At 42.5% G+C, this 19,725-nt stretch carries 16 protein-coding genes and 1 pseudogene; 14 read left to right on the top strand and 3 right to left on the bottom strand.

The window, feature by feature from the left end:
* Positions 1-779: pseudogene (locus AN395_RS19670) on the bottom strand (signal recognition particle-docking protein FtsY); the annotation flags it as partial.
* 207 nt (positions 780-986) lie between these two features.
* Between AN395_RS19670 and rsmD the strand changes: the two are divergent.
* The 14 genes from rsmD to AN395_RS13215 all read left to right on the top strand — a co-directional run bounded on the left by rsmD (position 987) and on the right by AN395_RS13215 (position 17,133).
* Positions 987-1,592 carry a 16S rRNA (guanine(966)-N(2))-methyltransferase RsmD gene (rsmD, locus tag AN395_RS13280; RefSeq protein ID WP_004588625.1) on the top strand — a complete coding sequence of 202 codons (606 nt, stop codon included), beginning with the start codon at positions 987-989 and terminating at the stop codon, positions 1,590-1,592.
* 145 nt (positions 1,593-1,737) lie between these two features.
* Complete coding sequence (gene rpsU / locus AN395_RS13275; protein ID WP_002957797.1) at positions 1,738-1,953, top strand: 30S ribosomal protein S21; 216 nt, start codon at positions 1,738-1,740, stop codon at positions 1,951-1,953.
* A gap of 20 nt (positions 1,954-1,973) precedes the next feature.
* Entirely contained in the window at positions 1,974-2,420 is a 447-nt protein-coding gene (locus AN395_RS13270; RefSeq protein ID WP_004588626.1) for a GatB/YqeY domain-containing protein, read from the top strand.
* Between the two features lie 372 nt (positions 2,421-2,792).
* Positions 2,793-4,544, top strand: coding sequence for a DNA primase (gene dnaG / locus AN395_RS13265; RefSeq protein WP_054983282.1), 1,752 nt, complete (start codon positions 2,793-2,795; stop codon positions 4,542-4,544).
* Positions 4,545-4,668: 124 nt separating this feature from the next.
* On the top strand, positions 4,669-6,516 hold the full coding sequence (gene rpoD, locus AN395_RS13260; protein WP_054983281.1) for an RNA polymerase sigma factor RpoD: 1,848 nt from the start codon (positions 4,669-4,671) through the stop codon (positions 6,514-6,516).
* Between the two features lie 66 nt (positions 6,517-6,582).
* Complete coding sequence (gene prmA, locus AN395_RS13255) at positions 6,583-7,464, top strand: 50S ribosomal protein L11 methyltransferase (protein ID WP_004588629.1); 882 nt, start codon at positions 6,583-6,585, stop codon at positions 7,462-7,464.
* Positions 7,465-7,746: 282 nt separating this feature from the next.
* Positions 7,747-8,718 (top strand): tRNA dihydrouridine synthase DusB, encoded by a 972-nt coding sequence (gene dusB / locus AN395_RS13250; protein WP_004588630.1) that lies wholly within the window; start codon positions 7,747-7,749, stop codon positions 8,716-8,718.
* 19 nt (positions 8,719-8,737) lie between these two features.
* On the top strand, positions 8,738-9,028 hold the full coding sequence (gene fis, locus AN395_RS13245; protein ID WP_002957804.1) for a DNA-binding transcriptional regulator Fis: 291 nt from the start codon (positions 8,738-8,740) through the stop codon (positions 9,026-9,028).
* 325 nt (positions 9,029-9,353) lie between these two features.
* Positions 9,354-10,940 carry a bifunctional phosphoribosylaminoimidazolecarboxamide formyltransferase/IMP cyclohydrolase gene (gene purH / locus AN395_RS13240; protein WP_004588631.1) on the top strand — a complete coding sequence of 529 codons (1,587 nt, stop codon included), beginning with the start codon at positions 9,354-9,356 and terminating at the stop codon, positions 10,938-10,940.
* Positions 10,941-11,037: 97 nt separating this feature from the next.
* Entirely contained in the window at positions 11,038-11,859 is an 822-nt protein-coding gene (locus tag AN395_RS13235) for a class I SAM-dependent methyltransferase (protein WP_024031417.1), read from the top strand.
* A gap of 16 nt (positions 11,860-11,875) precedes the next feature.
* Entirely contained in the window at positions 11,876-13,159 is a 1,284-nt protein-coding gene (gene purD, locus AN395_RS13230; RefSeq protein ID WP_024031418.1) for a phosphoribosylamine--glycine ligase, read from the top strand.
* Between the two features lie 299 nt (positions 13,160-13,458).
* Positions 13,459-15,999, top strand: a complete 2,541-nt coding sequence (locus AN395_RS13225) for an EAL domain-containing protein (protein ID WP_054983280.1) — start codon at positions 13,459-13,461, stop codon at positions 15,997-15,999.
* Positions 16,000-16,027: 28 nt separating this feature from the next.
* Positions 16,028-16,837 (top strand): DUF2797 domain-containing protein, encoded by an 810-nt coding sequence (locus AN395_RS13220; protein ID WP_054983279.1) that lies wholly within the window; start codon positions 16,028-16,030, stop codon positions 16,835-16,837.
* A gap of 2 nt (positions 16,838-16,839) precedes the next feature.
* Positions 16,840-17,133: a hypothetical protein gene (locus tag AN395_RS13215; protein WP_004588636.1), complete on the top strand. Its 294-nt coding sequence runs from the start codon at positions 16,840-16,842 to the stop codon at positions 17,131-17,133.
* Between the two features lie 48 nt (positions 17,134-17,181).
* Here AN395_RS13215 and AN395_RS13210 read toward each other — a convergent pair whose 3' ends face one another.
* Complete coding sequence (locus AN395_RS13210; RefSeq protein WP_054983278.1) at positions 17,182-18,099, bottom strand: histone deacetylase family protein; 918 nt, start codon at positions 18,097-18,099, stop codon at positions 17,182-17,184.
* A 77-nt stretch (positions 18,100-18,176) separates the two neighbouring features.
* Positions 18,177-19,718, bottom strand: a complete 1,542-nt coding sequence (locus AN395_RS13205; protein ID WP_054983277.1) for a serine hydrolase — start codon at positions 19,716-19,718, stop codon at positions 18,177-18,179.
* Positions 19,719-19,725 lie beyond the last annotated feature (7 nt).

The following is a 19,725-nucleotide window of genomic DNA, read 5'->3' as shown; positions in this document are numbered from 1 at the left end:
ATTCGCTGTTGCTCTACACGTTCAGCTTCTGCTTGTTCTTGTGCGATTCGCTCTTGCTCTGCACGTTCAGCTTCTGCCTGTTCTTGTGCAATACGCTCTTGTTCTAAGCGCTCGGCTTCTGCTTGCTCTGCGGCAATACGCTCTTGTTCTAAACGCTCAGCTTCTGCCTGTTCTGCGGCAATTCGCTGTTGCTCTGCACGTTCAGCTTCTGCTTGTTCTGTGGCAATTCGCTGTTGCTCTACACGTTCAGCTTCTGCTTTTTCTGCTGCAACACGCTCTTGCTCTAAACGCATTTGCGCTTCTTGCTCTGCTAAACGAGCGGCTTGTGCTTGTTGTTGCGCCTGTGCTTCAGCTTGCTCTTTCGCAAGCAACTCAGCGTTGGCTTTTTCAATTGCTAATTTTTCATCTTGCTCAGCTTGCTCGCGCTCTGTGTCTAAACGTTGTTGCTCAGCTCGCTGTGCAGCCATACGCTCTTGCTCTAAACGCATTTGCGCTTCTTGCTCAGCTAGACGAGCAGCTTGTGCTTGTTGTTGCGCCTGTGCTTCGGCTTGCTCTTTTGCAAGCAACTCTGCATTAGCCTTTTCAATTGCTAAACGCTCTGCTTGTGCTTTTTCAGCAGCAATACGCGCTTGTTCTTCACGCTCTGCTTCGGCCTTTTCTGCCGCTAAGCGCTCAGCTTCTTGTTGCTGAGCTAATGCCTGTTGTTTATCAGCTTCTGCTTGTTTTTTATCTGACTTACCAAAACCGAGCCAAGACATGAATTTACTTTTTTTTGCCATACTTGCTAATAACCACTTATAAAAATCTGATAAACTAAAATTTGAAATAGCTTGGTGTGGCTCAGCAAAGCGTGCCGGCCAAACAACCGTTCAAAACGTAAGTGCTAAATAGTAACACTTTTAATGCGGTTGAAAAATGAAGCTAAACGTAAACTACGCACAATATTATCTGAGCTAGATCCCTTATACCATTTTTTAGTGACCTAAATGAGAAAAAAAACAACGAAAAATAAAGCAATTAGCAAATCTACTGACGGCTTTATTAGAGTAATCAGCGGGCAATTTCGTGGCCGTAAACTGCCGGTAAAAAATGTAGAAGGGCTACGCCCAACAACAGACCGCATTAAAGAAACCGTGTTTAATTGGTTAATGCAAGATACGCGCGATGCAACAGTACTCGATTGCTTTGCAGGCTCTGGCGGGCTTGGCTTTGAAGCGCTTTCTCGGTTTGCTAAAAGCACCACGTTTATCGAACTAGATGCCTCGGCTGCTAAGCAAATTGAGCAAAATATTAGTACCTTAAAGCTTGAAAATGCACAGGTAAAACACACTAATTCACTCTCATATTTAGAGCAAAAGAATACAAATTCACCATTTAATTTAGTTTTTGTTGACCCACCATTTCGTAAAAACTTAGCGCAAAGTAGCTGTGATTTATTAGAAAATAACCAATGGCTTAGCGAAGACGCGCTCATTTATGTTGAGGTGGAAACCGAACTAAGCAGCTTTTCACAACCAGATAACTGGCTGTTAATTAAAGAGAAAAAAGCAGGGCAAGTATTCTGCAGGCTATACCAACGCCAGCCAAATTAACACTATTTAAGCCGCTGCATTTCTGTTAATATTATCCTTTACATGTGGTGTTGCTTCGGATTACAATACCGCACCATTTTTGAACCACTTGATCAATGTTTGATCAACTTGAGCAACGCTCATAATTTAGGTAGGTGAATTTTTAATGCCAGTAATTAAAGTAAGAGAGAACGAACCGTTTGACGTAGCACTTCGTCGCTTCAAGCGTTCATGTGAAAAAGCAGGTATCCTTTCAGAAGTTCGTCGTCGCGAGCACTATGAAAAGCCAACAGCTGAGCGTAAGCGTAAAAAAGCTGCAGCGGTTAAGCGTCACATGAAGAAGCTTTCTCGCGATAACGCACGTCGCGTTAAATTATACTAATAGTATTAGGTCTTGTATAAATGAGCCTTTTAATAACGCTAAAAGATGCGCAAAAAGATGCGATGAGAGCGAAAGACAAACAACGTCTTAACCCTATTCGTATGGTGCTTGCCGCAATCAAGCAACGTGAGATTGACGAGCAAATAACACTAGACGACGCAGGTATTACCTCCGTTATAGTGAAGCTTGTTAAACAACGTCGTGATTCTTACACTCAGTACAAAGATGCTGGGCGTGAAGATTTAGCCGAAATTGAAGCCAATGAGATCGCAGCACTAGAAACTTTTTTACCTCAACAATTGAGTGAAGAAGAAATAGTTGCCCTTATTGATGCGGCTATTGCTGATACTAATGCAGCAGGTATGCAAGACATGGGTAAAGTAATGGGCATAATCAAAAGCAAAGCCGAAGGACGTGCCGATATGGGCAAGCTTTCTGGTTTAATTAAGCAACGATTAACAGCCTAATACTCCCACATACACAAAGTATGATTAAAGCAAACCGAGCCTAGTGCTCGGTTTCTTCGTTTAAGTAGACAAACAAAACGCTTCTAAGTAATGATCGTGCATGTAATTAAGTGATTTATTGTGTAGCTACAAAAGCACATCGAGGGCTAGGTAAAATGGGTTATTTAGGGCTATCACTTACTGCGCCTGCACTGCTCTACCTTCAATATCCTAGCTTTGCACGCTGTTAGCGTCAGGTTTAGCACCTGAAAATGATTAAGTATTATTGCCCATGGATATGATGTAGCTTTTTAGCTTACCAATACCCCTTTTATAAATGCGCGCATTATGTTGAAATTACACCTCACCAATTGTTAGGACTACTTACAAAACATGGCTGGAAAGATCCCACGAAATTTTATTGACGATTTACTCGCCAGAACAGATATTGTAGAGCTAATAGACTCTAAAGTTGGTCTTAAAAAAGCAGGTAAAGACTACCAAGCTTGCTGCCCTTTCCATAACGAAAAATCTCCCTCGTTTACTGTTTCTCAAGATAAACAGTTTTACCACTGCTTTGGCTGTGGTGCTAATGGCAACGCTATTTCGTTTGTTATGGAATACGACAAGCTTGAATTTGTTGATGCTATAGAAGAGCTCGCAAGCCTTTTAAATTTAGACGTACCTCGCAAGAAAGGCAGTAGCTCAGCACCTGAGCGCACGGCAGCGCAAAAGCGCTCAGATTACGATTTAATGTTACACACAGCACGCTTTTACCAGCATCAATTAAAGCACCACAGTAACTCTGCTGCGGTGATTGACTATGTAAAAGGGCGTGGTTTAAGTGGCGAAACCGTTAAAAAGTTTATGATTGGCTATGCGCCGAGCGAATGGGAAGCGCTGTGCCAACAACTTGGCCGAACAAAAGAGCAAAAAGAACAGCTGGTCGAGCTTAAGCTCGCCTCAGAAAAAACACCAGGTAGGCAGTTTGATTTTTTCCGCGATCGGTTAATGTTCCCTATTCGTGATAAACGTGGCCGTGTTATCGCCTTTGGCGGGCGTGTAATGCAAGCCGACCAAGGGCCAAAATACCTCAACTCACCAGAGACCCGCATTTTTCATAAAGGCTTTGAGCTATATGGTCTTTATGAGGCAAAACAAGCACATAAAAAGCTTGAACATGTACTTATTGTAGAAGGTTACATGGATGTAGTTGCACTTGCAGAGCAAGGTATTGAATATGCCGTAGCTGCGCTTGGCACCGCAACAACAAGCGAGCATATGCATACGCTATTTAGAACCACCGACAAAGTTATTTGTTGTTACGATGGCGACAGAGCTGGCCGCGACGCTGCATGGCGAGCACTAGAAAATGCCCTGCCCTACTTAAACGATGGCAAAGCATTACACTTTGTATTTTTACCTGACGGCGAAGACCCTGATTCACTGGTTCAGCAAGAAGGTAAAACACAGTTTGAGCAACGCTTAAGCCAAGCAGATGATTTTACCAAAGTGTTATTTAATAAGCTTAGCCAAGAAGTAGACCTAACACTCGACTCAGGCAAAGCTAAGCTGTTGAGTGCCGCTTTGCCGTTAATTGAAAAAATTCCGAGTGAATTTTACCAAGAAAATATTTTAGAGCAGTTAGGACGATTAATTGGCCGTACGCGTGAGCAACTAAATAGCCGCTTAAAAACACCAAAGCAACAACACGCTGTTGAACGAAAATTTAAAATTACCCCAATGCGCCAAGCTATTGGTATTTTAATTCAGCACCCACAGTTAGCTAAAAGTGTGCCCCATTTGCCAGAATTGGCGCAAATGAACATAGCAGGCATTGGTTTGCTACTGCGCTTACAAGAGCGCGCACTGCAAAAAGACAATGCTAACACAGCTGTTTTACTCGAATCATTTAGAGATTCCGAGGATTACGAACCGCTAGTAAAGCTTGCCACATGGCAGCACCAAATTAGTGATGAGCGTTTAGAGACTGTTTTTCAAAATACTTTTAAATTTATTGAAGATCAGTGTTTAAATTATCGACTAGAGACCCTATTAATAAAGGACAAGACACAGGGCTTATCAAGTGATGAAAAACTAGAATGTCATTTACTTATGACAGCGCTAAAAGCGAGTAACAGCTAGTCAGACTTGATTTAAACTGTTATACTGTGCTATTCACTGCGTCACATTATTAAAGTTAGTTAAAAGGCTAACTCTATGATGACGCCTGTTGTATCAACTTATCAGAGTGGAAGAAACAATCTCTATGGATCCAACTCCTCAGTCACAATTAAAACTTCTGATTCAAAAAGGTAAAGAGCAAGGCTACTTAACTTTTGCTGAAGTAAATGATCACCTTCCACAAGACATAATCGACTCAGATCAAGTAGAAGATATCATTAGCATGATTAATGACATGGGTATCAAGGTTAGCGAAAACGCGCCTGATGCTGATGAATTAATGATGCAAGAAACCACGACAGACGAAGACGCAGCAGAAGCTGCTGCTGCAGCCCTTGCAACTGTAGAAAAAGAAATTGGCCGTACAACTGACCCAGTGCGCATGTATATGCGTGAAATGGGTACTGTTGAACTTCTTACACGTGAAGGCGAAATTGTAATCGCTAAGCGCATTGAAGAAGGTATCAACCAGGTACAAATTTCTGTTGCCGAATACCCTGAAGCGATTACTTACCTACTTGAACAGTGGGATAAGTTTGAAGCAGAAGAAATGCGCTTAAGCGACATTATTTCAGGCTTTTTCGACCCTAACGAAGACGAAGCGCAAATCTCAGCAACTCACATTGGCTCTGAATTAAGTGAAGAACAACTTGATGAAGACGATGATGAAGATGACAAAGACAGCGATGACGATGAAGACGAAGAAGAAGTAGATACAGGCCCAGATCCAGAAGAAGCCCGTATTCACTTTGAAAACTTACGTGATTTATACGTTAAAGCTCGCGCTACCTTTGATGAAAAAGGGCGTTCGCACCCAGATTCTCAAGCCGCTATTTTTGAAATTGGCGAGCTTTTCAGAACTTTTAAATTAGTACCAAAACAGTTTGATCGCATGGTTAACAACATGCGTGAAATGATGGATAGAGTGCGTATTCAAGAACGCCTTATCATGAAACAAGCGGTACAAATTGCTAAGCTACCTAAGAAAACGTTTATTAAGCACTTTGCTAATAACGAAACTGACTCAGCGTGGCTAGACCTAGAAATAAATGCTAACGAAAAACACTCAGCTAAACTTGAAGAAGTGAAGCCTGAAATTATTCGTTGCATCCAAAAGCTATGTGTAATTGAAGAAAGCACAGGCTTAAGCATTGAGCGTATTAAAGACATTAACCGTCGTATGAGCATTGGTGAAGCAAAAGCGCGCCGTGCGAAAAAAGAAATGGTTGAAGCTAACTTACGTCTTGTAATCTCAATTGCTAAAAAATACACAAACCGTGGTTTACAGTTCTTAGATTTAATCCAAGAAGGTAACATTGGCTTGATGAAAGCGGTAGATAAGTTTGAATACCGCCGTGGTTATAAGTTCTCGACTTATGCTACGTGGTGGATTCGCCAAGCGATTACCCGCTCAATTGCTGACCAAGCAAGAACAATCCGTATTCCAGTACATATGATAGAAACGATTAATAAACTTAACCGTATCTCTCGTCAAATGTTACAAGAAATGGGTCGTGAGCCAAATCCTGAAGAATTAGCAGAACGCATGATGATGCCTGAGGATAAAATCCGTAAGGTACTTAAAATTGCCAAAGAGCCAATTTCGATGGAAACACCAATCGGTGATGATGAAGATTCGCACTTAGGTGACTTTATCGAAGATACCACTATTGATTCGCCAATCGACTCGGCAACAATGGAATCTCTTCGTGGCGCAACAAACGACGTGCTAGCAGGCCTTACAGCCCGTGAAGCTAAAGTACTTCGTATGCGCTTTGGTATTGATATGAATACCGACCACACCTTAGAAGAAGTAGGTAAACAGTTTGACGTAACACGTGAGCGTATTCGTCAAATAGAAGCGAAAGCACTGCGTAAATTACGCCACCCTTCTCGCTCTGATTTACTAAAAAGCTTTTTAGACGCTAAATAATTTAGCGCTTCATATAAACTAAAAAGGCCGCTGTAGCGGCCTTTTTTCTATTTAAAGGAAACAACCATGGCTTGGATCCAAATCCGTATCAATGCCAATGCTGCTACCGCAGATGCAGTGAGTGACTTATTAATGGAAGCAGGCAGCGCCTCTGTTACTTTTATTGACGCTAAAGACACGCCTATTTATGAGCCTAAAATTGGCACCGTTGAGTTTTGGGCCGATACCACTGTAATTGGTCTATTTGAAGCCAATCATGATATGAACGCGGTAATTGCATTACTTAAGCGTCATGATGAAATTAAAGACACACTGGTATACAAAATTGAGCAACTAGAAGATAAAGACTGGGAACGTGAGTGGATGGATAACTTTCACCCAATCCAGTTCGGCGAAAAACTGTGGATCTGCCCAAGCTGGCGCGACATTCCAGACCCAGATGCAGTTAATGTACTGCTCGACCCAGGCCTTGCGTTTGGTACGGGTACACATGCAACAACGGCATTGTGCCTTAAATGGTTAGAAAGCCAAGATTTAACCGGCAAAACGGTAGTTGATTTTGGTTGTGGATCGGGCATTTTAGGTATCGCAGCCATAAAACTTGGCGCAGAGCGCATGATAGGTATTGATATTGACCCGCAAGCACTAGAAGCAAGCTTAGACAACGCACAACGTAATGGCGTAGCCGATAAGCTTGAGGTATACCTACCAGAAAACCAACCTGAGTTTAGTGCTGATATTGTAGTAGCTAATATTTTAGCGCAGCCGCTGCGTGAGCTTCACAGTGTAATTTTGGGATTACTTAAACCGGGTGGCAAAATTGCTATGTCGGGTATATTAGAAGAGCAAGCCCAATCGGTTGCCGATATTTACGCACCCTTTATTGAGCTTGACGATATTGCACTAGAGGGTGATTGGACCCGTGTAAGCGGTACAAAAAATAGCTAACCGCATACATTTATAAATTTAGAGTTTTAACTCAAAACTTGCATGTAAAGCCTGCATTTAACAGGCTTTACTATTTTTTTACAGTTAGAAAATTAGCACGCATAATTTGACAAAATTATTTTTTGTTTAAATTTCAAACAAATCGACCCACTTGTCATGCGGTTATCAAAAGTCAATACGAAAAGGGCAAAAAAAAGTCACTTTTGTTCAATTTATAGCCTTTGATTTTTCCTAAAAAAACCGTAAACTTAGCGCCCCTTGAAAAGAGGCCTATTGAATACAGTGCGTATCGGTTCATACCAACTTGAGAATAATGTAATAGTCGCGCCAATGGCAGGTATTACAGACAGACCATTTAGACAGCTTTGCCGCCGCTTAGGCGCAGGCTTGGCCGTGTCTGAAATGTTATCGTCAAACCCGAAGGTTTGGAAAACTGAAAAATCGATGAACCGTATGGATCACAGCGGTGAGTCGGGTATACGCGCGGTGCAAATTGCAGGAGCTGATCCTGAGCTTATGGCGCAGGCCGCACAATTCAATGTTGCTAACGGTGCACAGATCATAGATATCAATATGGGGTGCCCAGCAAAAAAAGTGAACAAGAAACTCGCAGGCTCTGCATTATTACAGTTTCCTGAACTTGTGGAAGAGATAGTTGATGCAGTGGTTAACGCTGTTGATATCCCGGTCACACTTAAAATCCGTACAGGATGGGATCAGGACAACCGTAATGGTGTAGAGATTGCGAGAATAGCTGAGCGTTATGGCATTGCGTCACTTGCCGTACATGGGCGTACACGCGCATGTATGTACAAAGGTGAAGCAGAATATGCCACGATTAGGGATATAAAACGCTCAGTGTCGATACCTGTGGTTGCTAATGGTGATATTACATCTCCAGAAAAAGCAAAGCAGGTTTTGGACTATACGGGTGCAGATGCCATCATGATTGGCCGAGCCGCCCAAGGTCGCCCTTGGATATTTAGGGAGATAGACCACTATTTGCGAACTGGAGAACACTTACCACCACCTGCTATTTCAGAGGTGCGAAGTATTTTAATGGAGCATTTAGATAACCTCCATGCGTTTTACGGCGAGCCAATGGGAGCGCGAATCGCTCGCAAACATGTATCTTGGTATTTGCAAACCCATGACAGTGACGGTCAGTTTAGGCGAGTATTTAATGCGCTCGACAACCCACAAGCACAGGTTGACGCATTAACGCAATACTTTAAAACACTAGCAGCTAACTAAGAAAGAAAGAGATTAAATAATGTTCGAACAAAACGTGACTTCTCCATTTATCACAAACCCTCATGTTCAGTCACACGAGAAACCGCAGCCATTGCGTGATGCAGTAAAAAAAGCTGTTCACCACTATTTAAAGCAGCTTAACGGTCAAGATGTGCAAGACGTTTACGACCTTGTTCTTTCAGAGCTAGAAGCGCCATTACTTGAAGAAGTAATGACATACACACGTGGTAACCAAACTCGTGCGGCAATTTTACTAGGTATCAACCGTGGTACTTTACGTAAAAAGCTTAAAAAATACGGCATGAACTAATACTAATTATATTGAAAGCGTAAGCATGCTAACGAGCTAAACAAGCCCATAACGGCGTTAAAAATTTCTTATGTAGAATAACTACACTGTGAAATTTTTGCCATGTTATAGAGTTGTTTTTCTATCGCTATAACTGCTTACTAATCCAATACAATTGGTATCATGCAAAAAAAGCACCTTAGGGTGCTTTTTTTATGCACACAATTTAGTATAGATGTTGCAAAATGCTCACGCTTATTGGCGCTTTATAAGTCGTTTTTTGAGTAGTAATCAGTTAAAATGCCCGCTTCTAAGCTAGCTCATTAACTGAGGAAATTAAACTACAATGGATACTCATCGTCCTATTCGTCGCGCACTATTAAGTGTGTCTGATAAAACCGGTATTGTTGAATTTGCCCGCGCACTAGAAGCGCAAGGTGTAGATATTTTATCAACTGGCGGTACCTGCAAACTCCTTGCTGATAACGGCATAAAAGTGACTGAAGTATCAGATCACACAGGTCATCCTGAAATCATGGATGGTCGCGTAAAAACCCTTCATCCTAAAATTCACGGCGGTATTTTAGCGCGTCGCGGACAAGATGAAAGCGTAATGGCAGATAACAACATCTCTGCTATCGATATTGTTGTAGTTAACTTATACCCCTTTGCGAATACTGTCGCTCAAGAAAACTGCAGCCTTGAAGATGCTATTGAAAACATTGATATTGGCGGACCTACCATGGTTCGTGCAGCCGCTAAAAACCACAAAGACGTCACCATCGTGGTAAACGCAAACGATTACGAGCGCGTTATTAGCGAAATGCAAAGCAACAATGGCTCAACAACGTACAAAACACGTTTTGATTTAGCCATTGCCGCGTATGAGCACACAGCTCAGTACGATGGCATGATTGCTAACTACTTTGGCAAAATGGTACCTGATTACACTGAAGAGGCCGCTGAAGAAACTAAATTCCCACGCACTATCAATATGCAGTTCACTAAAAAGCAAGATATGCGTTACGGTGAAAACTCGCATCAAGATGCTGCTTTTTATGTTGAAAACAACGTAAGCGAAGCGTCTGTTGCAACAGCTACTCAGCTACAAGGTAAAGCCCTGTCGTTTAATAACATTGCAGATACCGACGCAGCACTTGAGTGTGTTAAAGAATTTGATGTACCTGCATGTGTTATTGTTAAACACGCAAACCCATGTGGCGTTTCAATTGGCGAAGATATTCTTAGTGCTTACGACCGCGCCTTTAAAACAGATCCAACCTCAGCGTTTGGTGGCATTATTGCCTTTAACCGCGAGCTTGACGCTGCAACAGCACAAGCCATTGTTGAGCGTCAATTTGTTGAAGTAATTATTGCCCCTAGCGTTTCAAGCGAAGCAGCAAAAATTGTTGAAGCTAAAAAGAACGTACGCTTATTAGCGTGTGGTCAATGGAGTGGCAAAGCAACTGGCCACGATATTAAACGCGTTAACGGCGGTGTTTTAGTACAAGACCGCGACCTAGGCATGGTTACCCAAGGCGATTTAAAAGTCGTATCTAAGCGCCAGCCTTCTGAGCAAGAACTTAAAGATTTACTATTTTGCTGGAAAGTGGCTAAGTTTGTTAAATCAAACGCGATTGTATATGCCCGCGACGGTATGACCATTGGCGTAGGCGCAGGCCAAATGAGCCGTGTTTACTCAGCTAAAATAGCGGGTATTAAAGCCGCTGATGAAAACCTAGAAGTACCAGGCTCTGTAATGGCATCAGATGCGTTTTTCCCATTCCGTGATGGTATAGATGCAGCCGCTGCCGCTGGTATTACCGCGGTTATTCAACCGGGCGGTTCAATGCGCGATGAAGAAGTTATCGCCGCCGCTGACGAAGCTGGCATGGCGATGGTATTTACCGGCATGCGCCACTTCCGCCACTAATCACACAAAGGGTTAAACACAACGTTTAGCCCTTTTTGTTTGCAATCAATTCACGTATTCTGGTTCAACACCTATATAAAATGTTAAGGAACAAACGATGAAATTTGCACTAAAGTCACTACTTGTTGCCTCGCTTACGCTGACCTCAACAATGGCACTTAGCCATAACCATGAGTCAAGCCTTAGCCATGCTATTCAATCAAGCGAGCGTAGCGCTAAAAATAGCGCCCGCGATGAATACCGTCACCCTGAGCAAACACTGGCATTTTTTGGTTTTAAACCAACAATGACCGTGGTTGAAATTGCCCCTGGTGGTGGTTGGTACAGCGAAATTTTAGCCCCAGCACTTAAAGAGCAAGGCTTATATTACGCAGCGCATTTTCCGAGTGATTCATCGGTAGGTTACTACCAGCGCTCTTTAGCTGGCTTTAAGAAAAAAGTGGCCGAAGATGAGCGTTTTAGCAAAGTAAAAATTTCTGAGTTTGCCCCATTAACGCACACTGATATTGCCCCAGCCGGCACTGCCGACATGGTATTAACCTTTCGCAATGTACATAACTGGTACATGGGCAAAGACACTAAAGGCGCACTCAGTGCATTTAAGTCTTTTTATAAGGCTTTAAAACCAGGTGGCGTATTAGGTGTAGTTGAACATCGCTTAGATGAAAGCCGACCTGATGAGGACCAAAAATCAACCGGCTACATGAAGCAAAGTTACGTGGTCGATTTAGCTAAAAAAGCTGGATTTGAATTAGTTGCAAGCAGTGAGATTAACGCCAATCCAAAAGATACAGCCGATCACCCTAAAGGGGTGTGGACGCTACCACCTAGCTTACGCCTTGGCGAACAAGACGCTGATAAATACAAAGCTATTGGTGAAAGCGACCGTATGACGCTGAAATTTAAAAAACCGCTTTAAATAGGAATATTTCGCCATGAATGTATTAGTCATTGGCAGCGGCGGCCGCGAACACGCACTTGCGTTTAAGGCCGCTCAAAACACGAAAGTAAACACTGTATTTGTAGCACCAGGTAATGCCGGTACTGCACTTGAGCCAAAACTAGAAAACGTTGCAATTAACGTTGAAGACCTAGATGGCCTATTAAGCTTTGCGCAACAAAACAATGTAGAACTTACTATTGTTGGCCCTGAAGTACCGCTTGTATTGGGCGTTGTAGATAAGTTCCGTGAACACGGTCTCGCTATTTTTGGTCCAACAGCCGGTGCAGCGCAGCTAGAAGGCTCTAAGTCGTTTACTAAAGACTTTTTAGCTCGCCATGCCATCCCAACTGCTGATTACCAAACGTTTGAACAAATTGACCCAGCCCTTGCTTATTTAAAAGAAAAAGGCGCGCCAATTGTAATAAAAGCTGACGGTCTAGCTGCTGGTAAAGGCGTTATTGTGGCAATGGATGAGCGCGAAGCTGAAGACGCTATTCGCGATATGCTTGCCGGTAATGCTTTTGGCGAGGCTGGCAGCCGCGTCGTGATCGAAGAGTTTTTAGAAGGCGAAGAAGCCTCTTTTATTGTTATGGTTGATGGTAAAAACATTTTGCCATTTGCAACAAGCCAAGATCATAAGCGTGCATACAATGGCGATGAAGGTCCAAATACTGGCGGCATGGGCGCATACTCACCGGCACCAGTAGTAACCGACGAAATCCACCAGCGCATTATGAACGAAGTAATCGTTCCTACCGTTGAGGGTATGGCAAGCGAAGGTCATCCTTACACTGGCTTTTTATACGCAGGCTTAATGATAGATGCCCAGGGCACGCCTAAAGTAATTGAGTACAACTGTCGTTTTGGTGACCCTGAAACGCAACCAATGATGCTTCGTCTTAAATCAGACTTGGTTGAACTAGTTGAAGCGGCAAACCGCGAAGAGCTTGATAAAACAACCATTGAGTTTGACCCGCGCGCAGCCGTAGGTGTTGTACTTGCCGCTAAAGGCTACCCAGGTGATTACCCTAAAGGTGATGCAATATCAGGCCTTAAAGTTAACTACCCTGCTGATGAAAAAGTATTTCATGCGGGTACTAAGCAAGATGGCGAAAACGTTGTCACCGCAGGTGGACGTGTATTATGTGCAACGGCACTCGGCAATACCGTTACCGAGGCACAGCAACGTGCATACGAGCTTGTAAAACAAATTAGCTGGGAAGGTATGGAGTACCGCACCGATATTGCTTACAGAGCGATTGCCCGAGAGCAGTAGCCTGTAACTAAATTATTGGTTTAACTTAGGGCCTGTTTATCTTTCGAGATTAAATTTGCAGCAGTCTGTTTGGTATTTAGGCAAGGCAGAGCCTATGTAGTGTGGTTNACTCTTTGTTGCTCGGTTTTTACTTAGCCCACTAGGTTACAAACCTCGCGCCACGATTAAATCGTCCCTAGTTAGAACAAATTTTAATCCTGAAGGATAAGCAGGCCCTAAAAATTTAACTAAAAAAGCGCAGTTTATATGCGCTTTTTTAGTGCTACACTAATTAAAAGATTTATTACAAGTATACAACGTTGGAAACGAAAACTTTACGTTATCATGCCGCGGCCATAGCCATACTGATTTTCATATTTTATATTATTAGCACACTCGCTTCTAACCTGGTTGTGCCGACTCGCTATACCATCGATAAAACTACGCCTGTATATTTAGACTTTGCCTACTACATAGATGAAAGTAAATCTCACACACTCAACGATATTATTTTAAATCCCGAGCTAATCACCCACCAGCCGTTAACCGATATTCAATGGAGCTTTAAGCAGCAAAACTATTGGCTATTTATAGACCTTGAAAATAAAAGCTTGGATGCTCAAGACATTGTTGCCCATTTTGATAACCCGATGGTTGATCACCTAAGCGTGTATCGGTTAAACAAAAGAAATGAGCTTATAGAAAGCTATAAATTAGGCGATAAAGTAAAGTCTCTCACGCTTTTCCAATATAGCGTACCGCATATACGTTTTGCACTTGAGAGTAAAACAACAGAGCGCTTAGCCATAAAAATAGATACAACGGGGATCAGCAAAACCCCAGTTAATTTGTATCGCCATAAAGAATTTGTTGATTTAGTTCGCTCGCAAACCGGCATTTGGGGCATATTTGCCGGCGTGTTATTAATGGCTGCTCTGTATAATTTAGTGCTTTATTTTGGGATTAAAGACCGCGTTTATTTAGTTTATATAGGCTATATAATTAGTGCGCTGTGTTTAATGGGCATTGTAATGGGCTTTGGCTTTTACTTGTGGCCCCTAGAGTGGCAATTGTACTTACACGAAAAAGTGATTTTTTCAAACTACGCAATGGCCTTTTTTACGCTCGCCTTTTGCACCATGTTTTTGCGCTACCACAAGGACAAATGCTGGCGCTATAAAATGAGTAAAGCGCTACTTATTTTAATATCTTTATTATCAATCACCACTTTATTCATACCCGAGTACATTGCAGCACCCATCTTTTTTTGTGTATTAAGCTTGTTATATATTACGTGTGTTATTTTAATTTATAACAAACTACGCACGGGCTTTAGGTGGGCGAAGTTTTACGTTTTTTCGTGGGTTCCCCTCATTGTTGGCGCGGCAATACAGCCATTAGAATTAACGGGCTATTTGGATTATAGCTTTGCGATTCGTCACGCGTTTTTAGTGGCTATATTGTGTGAAGTTATTTTAATGGCTATGGCACTTGCCGATAGAGTGCGCTACCAGCGCGAGCGTGCGCTTTATCATGCTACACATACCCAGCAAACTAAATTACTTAACAGTGCCAAATTAAAACAAGCGTTTATGAGCTTACAAGCACAGGGGCGTAATACTACCTTGTGTTTAATTAAAATTCGCCATTTTAACTCGCTCAATACCATTATTACCCCATCACAGGGCTACACTTTAATAAAGCATGTGGCTAAGCAAATAGAGTTAGAGCTTAGCCATGAGCGAGAATTTACCAACCTAGATACAGATTTTAATAACAGCCCTCGCTTAGCCGACTTAGGCAGCGGGGTATTTGCCTGCATATCTACTAAAAACCAAAACCAGGAGTCACTTGAAGGGGCCTTAATTAAAGTTATAAATAGCCTGCCCAAACAATACGAAATTCAAGGCTTAAACTTACAACTTACCTATAACATAGGGATTAGTAGCGCAGCCCACAGTGACGACTTTGAATACTGGACGAAACGGGGTTACTTGGCACTTAAAAAAGCTAAAAGTAATAACGATTTAGTAGTAAGCGCCTCTAACGGCAGTAATATATTAATGGATGTGGCACTGGCCGCTAAATTACAAAAAGCTATTAAAAACAATCAACTAGCGTTGTATTATCAGCCTCAAATAGGGTTAAACTTTAATCAAGTATGTGGCGCCGAAGCGCTGCTACGTTGGCCCGACCCGGCTTTTAAAGGCGTATCGATAGAAGAGCTGATCACCCTTGCTGAGCACACAGGTATTATTAACGAGCTTACCTTATGGGTTATTGAGCAAGCCTGTAAGGATATCGTCAAACTAACCGAGCAAGGCTATAACGATCACCCAATTAGCGTAAATTTAAGTGCTAAAAATCTGTCGATTAAAAACCTAGCCGAAAAAGTCGAAAACATTCTTATAAAATACCAAGTTCCGGCGCAGCTTCTTAAGTTTGAATTAACGGAGTCAGCATTAGTCGAAAGCCACGAAGCGCTTATTTCGTTGGTTAATGAGCTTTCTGATTTAGGGGTGCGCGTGGTGCTTGATGACTTTGGCACTGGCTATTCATCGCTAAGTTATTTGGTTAATTACCGCTTTACGGAGCTTAAAGTAGATAAATCGTTTGTATTTGATTTAACGAATAACACCGCCAATAAAGTGATTGTGCAAACCGCTATAGATATGGCACATAACCTAGGGCTATCTATAACTATGGAAGGCATAGAAACCCAAGATGTACATCACTTATTAAAAGAAATGGGCGCCGACAGAGCACAAGGTTACCTATACGCTAAGCCACTTCCCCTAGATGACTATTTGTATTTCTTAAAAAGCCAATACAGTTTAAAGATGTTAAACTCCACGTTTTAATATCAACATCTTTAGGGGCCAAGTAAAGATGCAAGGCACTTTGCGTAAATTAAAATCGAGCTTAACAGAGCCGGTTAAATATCATCTTCCTGTGGGCGACAACCTAGTCGACCTAAACGCACTCATTGGTAAAGAGTTAACGCTGACGTTTAGCGGTACCATTTTATGCTCAAACTGTGGCAAAAAAACCAAAAAGAGTTACTCGCAAGGCCACTGTTTTGTGTGTATGCGCAAGCTTGCTAGCTGCGATATGTGCATTATGAAACCAGAAACCTGCCATTACGATAAAGGCACCTGCCGCGAGCCGCAATGGGGCGAAGAAAACTGCATGATCCCGCATTATGTGTATTTAGCCAATACCTCAGGGCTTAAAGTAGGTATTACTCGTCATACGCAAATACCGACACGTTGGGTTGATCAAGGCGCCACTCAAGCACTGCCTATTTTTAAAGTACAAACACGTTTGCAATCAGGCTTAGTTGAGGTGGCATTGGCCGAGTTTATTGCCGATAAAACCAATTGGCGTAACATGCTAAAGGGCCAAAACGAAGCCATTGACCTTAAAGCCGCCGCGGCAGAGCTGATCCCGCAAATTAGCGATAAATTAAACGAGCTAAGCGAGTTATTTGGTGCCACAGCCATAGAGCAACTTGATGAAGACGTGGTTGATTTAAACTTTCCGGTAACAGAGTACCCCACTAAAATTAGCTCGTTTAATTTTGATAAAAACCCAGTAGTAAGCGGCGTGCTGCAAGGTATAAAAGGTCAGTACTTAATTTTTGATACTGGCGTTATTAATGTGCGTAAATTTACCTCATACGAGGTAACAGTAGGGTAACTATGCTAAACAGCTTTCCACAGTTATTAATTGTTTATAATGAGCTTGAAATAGCGCACGATAAACAAGAACAAGAAGCGTGTTTGCACAGCGTTACGCAAAGTGAGCTTAGTAATGTGCGTGTGTTGAACAAGCAAGGTGAGTACGTTGACCTGCAAGGCGCTGCATGCGCCCCTCTTTCACAGGAGCAGCTAGCGCAACTGGTCACCACTTATTTATTAAATGAAGGGCAATGCTGCCTTGGCAAAATTAAAACCCTTAATACCAAGCAGGCGTTTGATTTACTGGGTTTGTAACCCTTAGTTATACCAATTCGCTTAATTAAGTATTATTGCGGATTGGTCTTAGTACTCACTAAGCACTTTTATATGCGCTACAGCACTTCTTCCTAATGCTGATAGCGCATAGCCCCCTTCAAGGTAAGATATAACACCCTTGCAACCACTCTCTTTTGCAACGTCGCATAATTGCTCTGTAAGCCAGCTGTAGTCATCTTCTACAAACTTTAAACTTGCCATGTCATCTTCTAGGTGGGCATCAAACCCTGCACTAATAAATAGCAGCTCTGGCTTAAAGGCTTTTAATTTTGGCAACCATTGGGTATTAAACACTTCTTTTAAATCATCGCCACTACTGGCAATTGGCAAAGGGGAATTTACTATGTGGCTGTTATTTTTTACGGCTGTGTTTGGGTAAAATGGGTATTGAAATAGCGAACAAAGTAATACGTTTTCATCGTTTATAAATATGTCTTGGGTGCCATTACCATGGTGTACGTCAAAATCAGCTATTGCTATACGCTTAATGCCTTTGCTTTGAGCATACTTAACTGCTATTGCTAAATTATTAAATACACAAAACCCAGAAGAAGCGTGTGCATTGGCATGATGCCCTGGCGGGCGTACAGCGCAAAACGCCGCATCGAGTTTATCTGCGAGAATTTCATCTACAGCCAACAACCCTGCTCCTACGGCGCGCTCTACCGCTTTAAACGAATCAGGGCAAAGCCAGGTGTCGCCATCAAGGTTATGCAGCCCCTGCTGAGGAACTAAGCGCTCCACAAGGTTAACTAATGACTCATCATGGGCTAATAAGTAATGCTCACGCTGCGCTTTAGGCGCTTGTAGATGCGTTAAGCCAATATCTACACCACTTGCCAAAAGTCTATCGGCAATAGCGTCTAGGCGCTCTGGGCACTCAGGATGATCGTCAATCATTTTATGTTTACGGCAATGAGGATGTGAAATAACTGCAGTACGCATAAACGCTCCTTTAATGTGAGTGCTTAATATAACAAAGCCACCTTACGGTGGCTTTGCGACTTTGGTGTATAGCATCACTACTTAGCTTTTAAATTTAGGTTTCTAAAATCAAAACTAAAGTCTGTTACCGCTGTTGATACCGCGCGCATTTTTGCGCTATTAACACGGTTGTTTGCGCCCATATCAAAACGAATAAACGCATCGGCCTCGAGTAGCTTTTCATCCCACTTAACAATAAACGTATTACCTGTGTAATGCTCAAGCGTGCCTTTTAAGCGTTTGGTATGGGTAAAATCAATACGTAGTTTGCCATCGAGTTGCTCAATAATTACATCGCCGTACCAATCGTCATGTAACGTGCCGGTGTAATTTATATTAGGTAACTGTGACTGGTAATCTGCTGGGGTGTCGGGTTTTGCATTGGCGTAGGCTTTTTGTTTACTCGCAAAATGTTTTTTAGCCAACTCTTCAACCCAGTCTTTATCTTCAAGTTCAAGGGCATCTTCAAGCACTTCGTGGGTTACTGCCGAAAGTGCACTAAATGCTTGCTGATTAGATAAAATAACAATGCCGAGCTTTTTCTCAGGCAATAATGTAACTTGCGACACCATACCTAAAATACCCCCGCCATGGCCTAGCTTTTTAAAGCCGTGGTAATCTTCAATGCTCCAACCTAGCCCATAGCCTCTAAATTGCTGATGATAGGCCTCATACGCACTTTTAGAAGCCATAGAGGTAATATGCGGGTGCCACATTTGCGCTTGCTGTTTTTCACTAAATAGTTGCTCGCCACTTGGCATTTTTCCGCCAGCTAACTGCGTTAGTAACCATTGGCTCATATCGTTTACGCTTGATGCAATAGCCCCTGCGCCTCTAAAATCTTCTAGGTAGTTAACAAAAAAAGGATTGAGCTTACCACCCATTGGTATGTGGCCAATTGCCCAGTTTTTATTGCTTTTTGGAATACGCGAAAAGCCCGCGCGCGAGTTATCCATGTGCAAAGGCTGTAATATATTTTTTTCGATGTAATCGTTCCAGCTCATTCCTGATACACGTGCCACCACTTCACCTGCGGTTACAAACATTAAGTTGTTATAGGCATACTGGCTGCGAAAGCTGCTGGCTGGCTTTAAATACTGTAGGCCGGCTAAAATATCCTCTATAGATTTATCAGTACTTGGCCAAATCATTAAATCGCCCTGCCCAAGCCCTAAGCCACTGCGATGGCTTAATAAATCACGAACACGCATTTCGCGGGTGACGTAGGAGTCGTACAACCTAAACTCAGGTAAGTGGTCAATTACCCTGTCATCCCAGCTTAACTTACCTTCATCAACCAACTTAGCCAGCGCTGCACTGGTAAACGCTTTTGTGTTTGAGGCAATACCAAAAAGTGTGTCTTTGTTCACTTTTGCATTTGTATTGAGGTTGCTTGTCCCAAACCCTTTAGCAAATACAACTTTATCGTCTTGCACAACCGCTACCGCCATACCCGGTACGTCAAAGCGTGCCATTGAGGTGTTAATAACCTCTTCTAAGTCCGTGGTATTAATTTGTGCCCAACTATTAAAAGTGGCACTGGCAAGCAACGCTAAACTGGCTAATTTGGTGAGTTTCATGATTATC

Source organism: Pseudoalteromonas sp. P1-30, assembly GCF_001400005.1.
In the GTDB taxonomy this organism is placed as follows: Bacteria; Pseudomonadota; Gammaproteobacteria; order Enterobacterales; family Alteromonadaceae; genus Pseudoalteromonas; species Pseudoalteromonas atlantica.
Note: the sequence above shows the minus strand (reverse complement) of the source record. Positions and strands in the feature narration are given on the sequence as shown.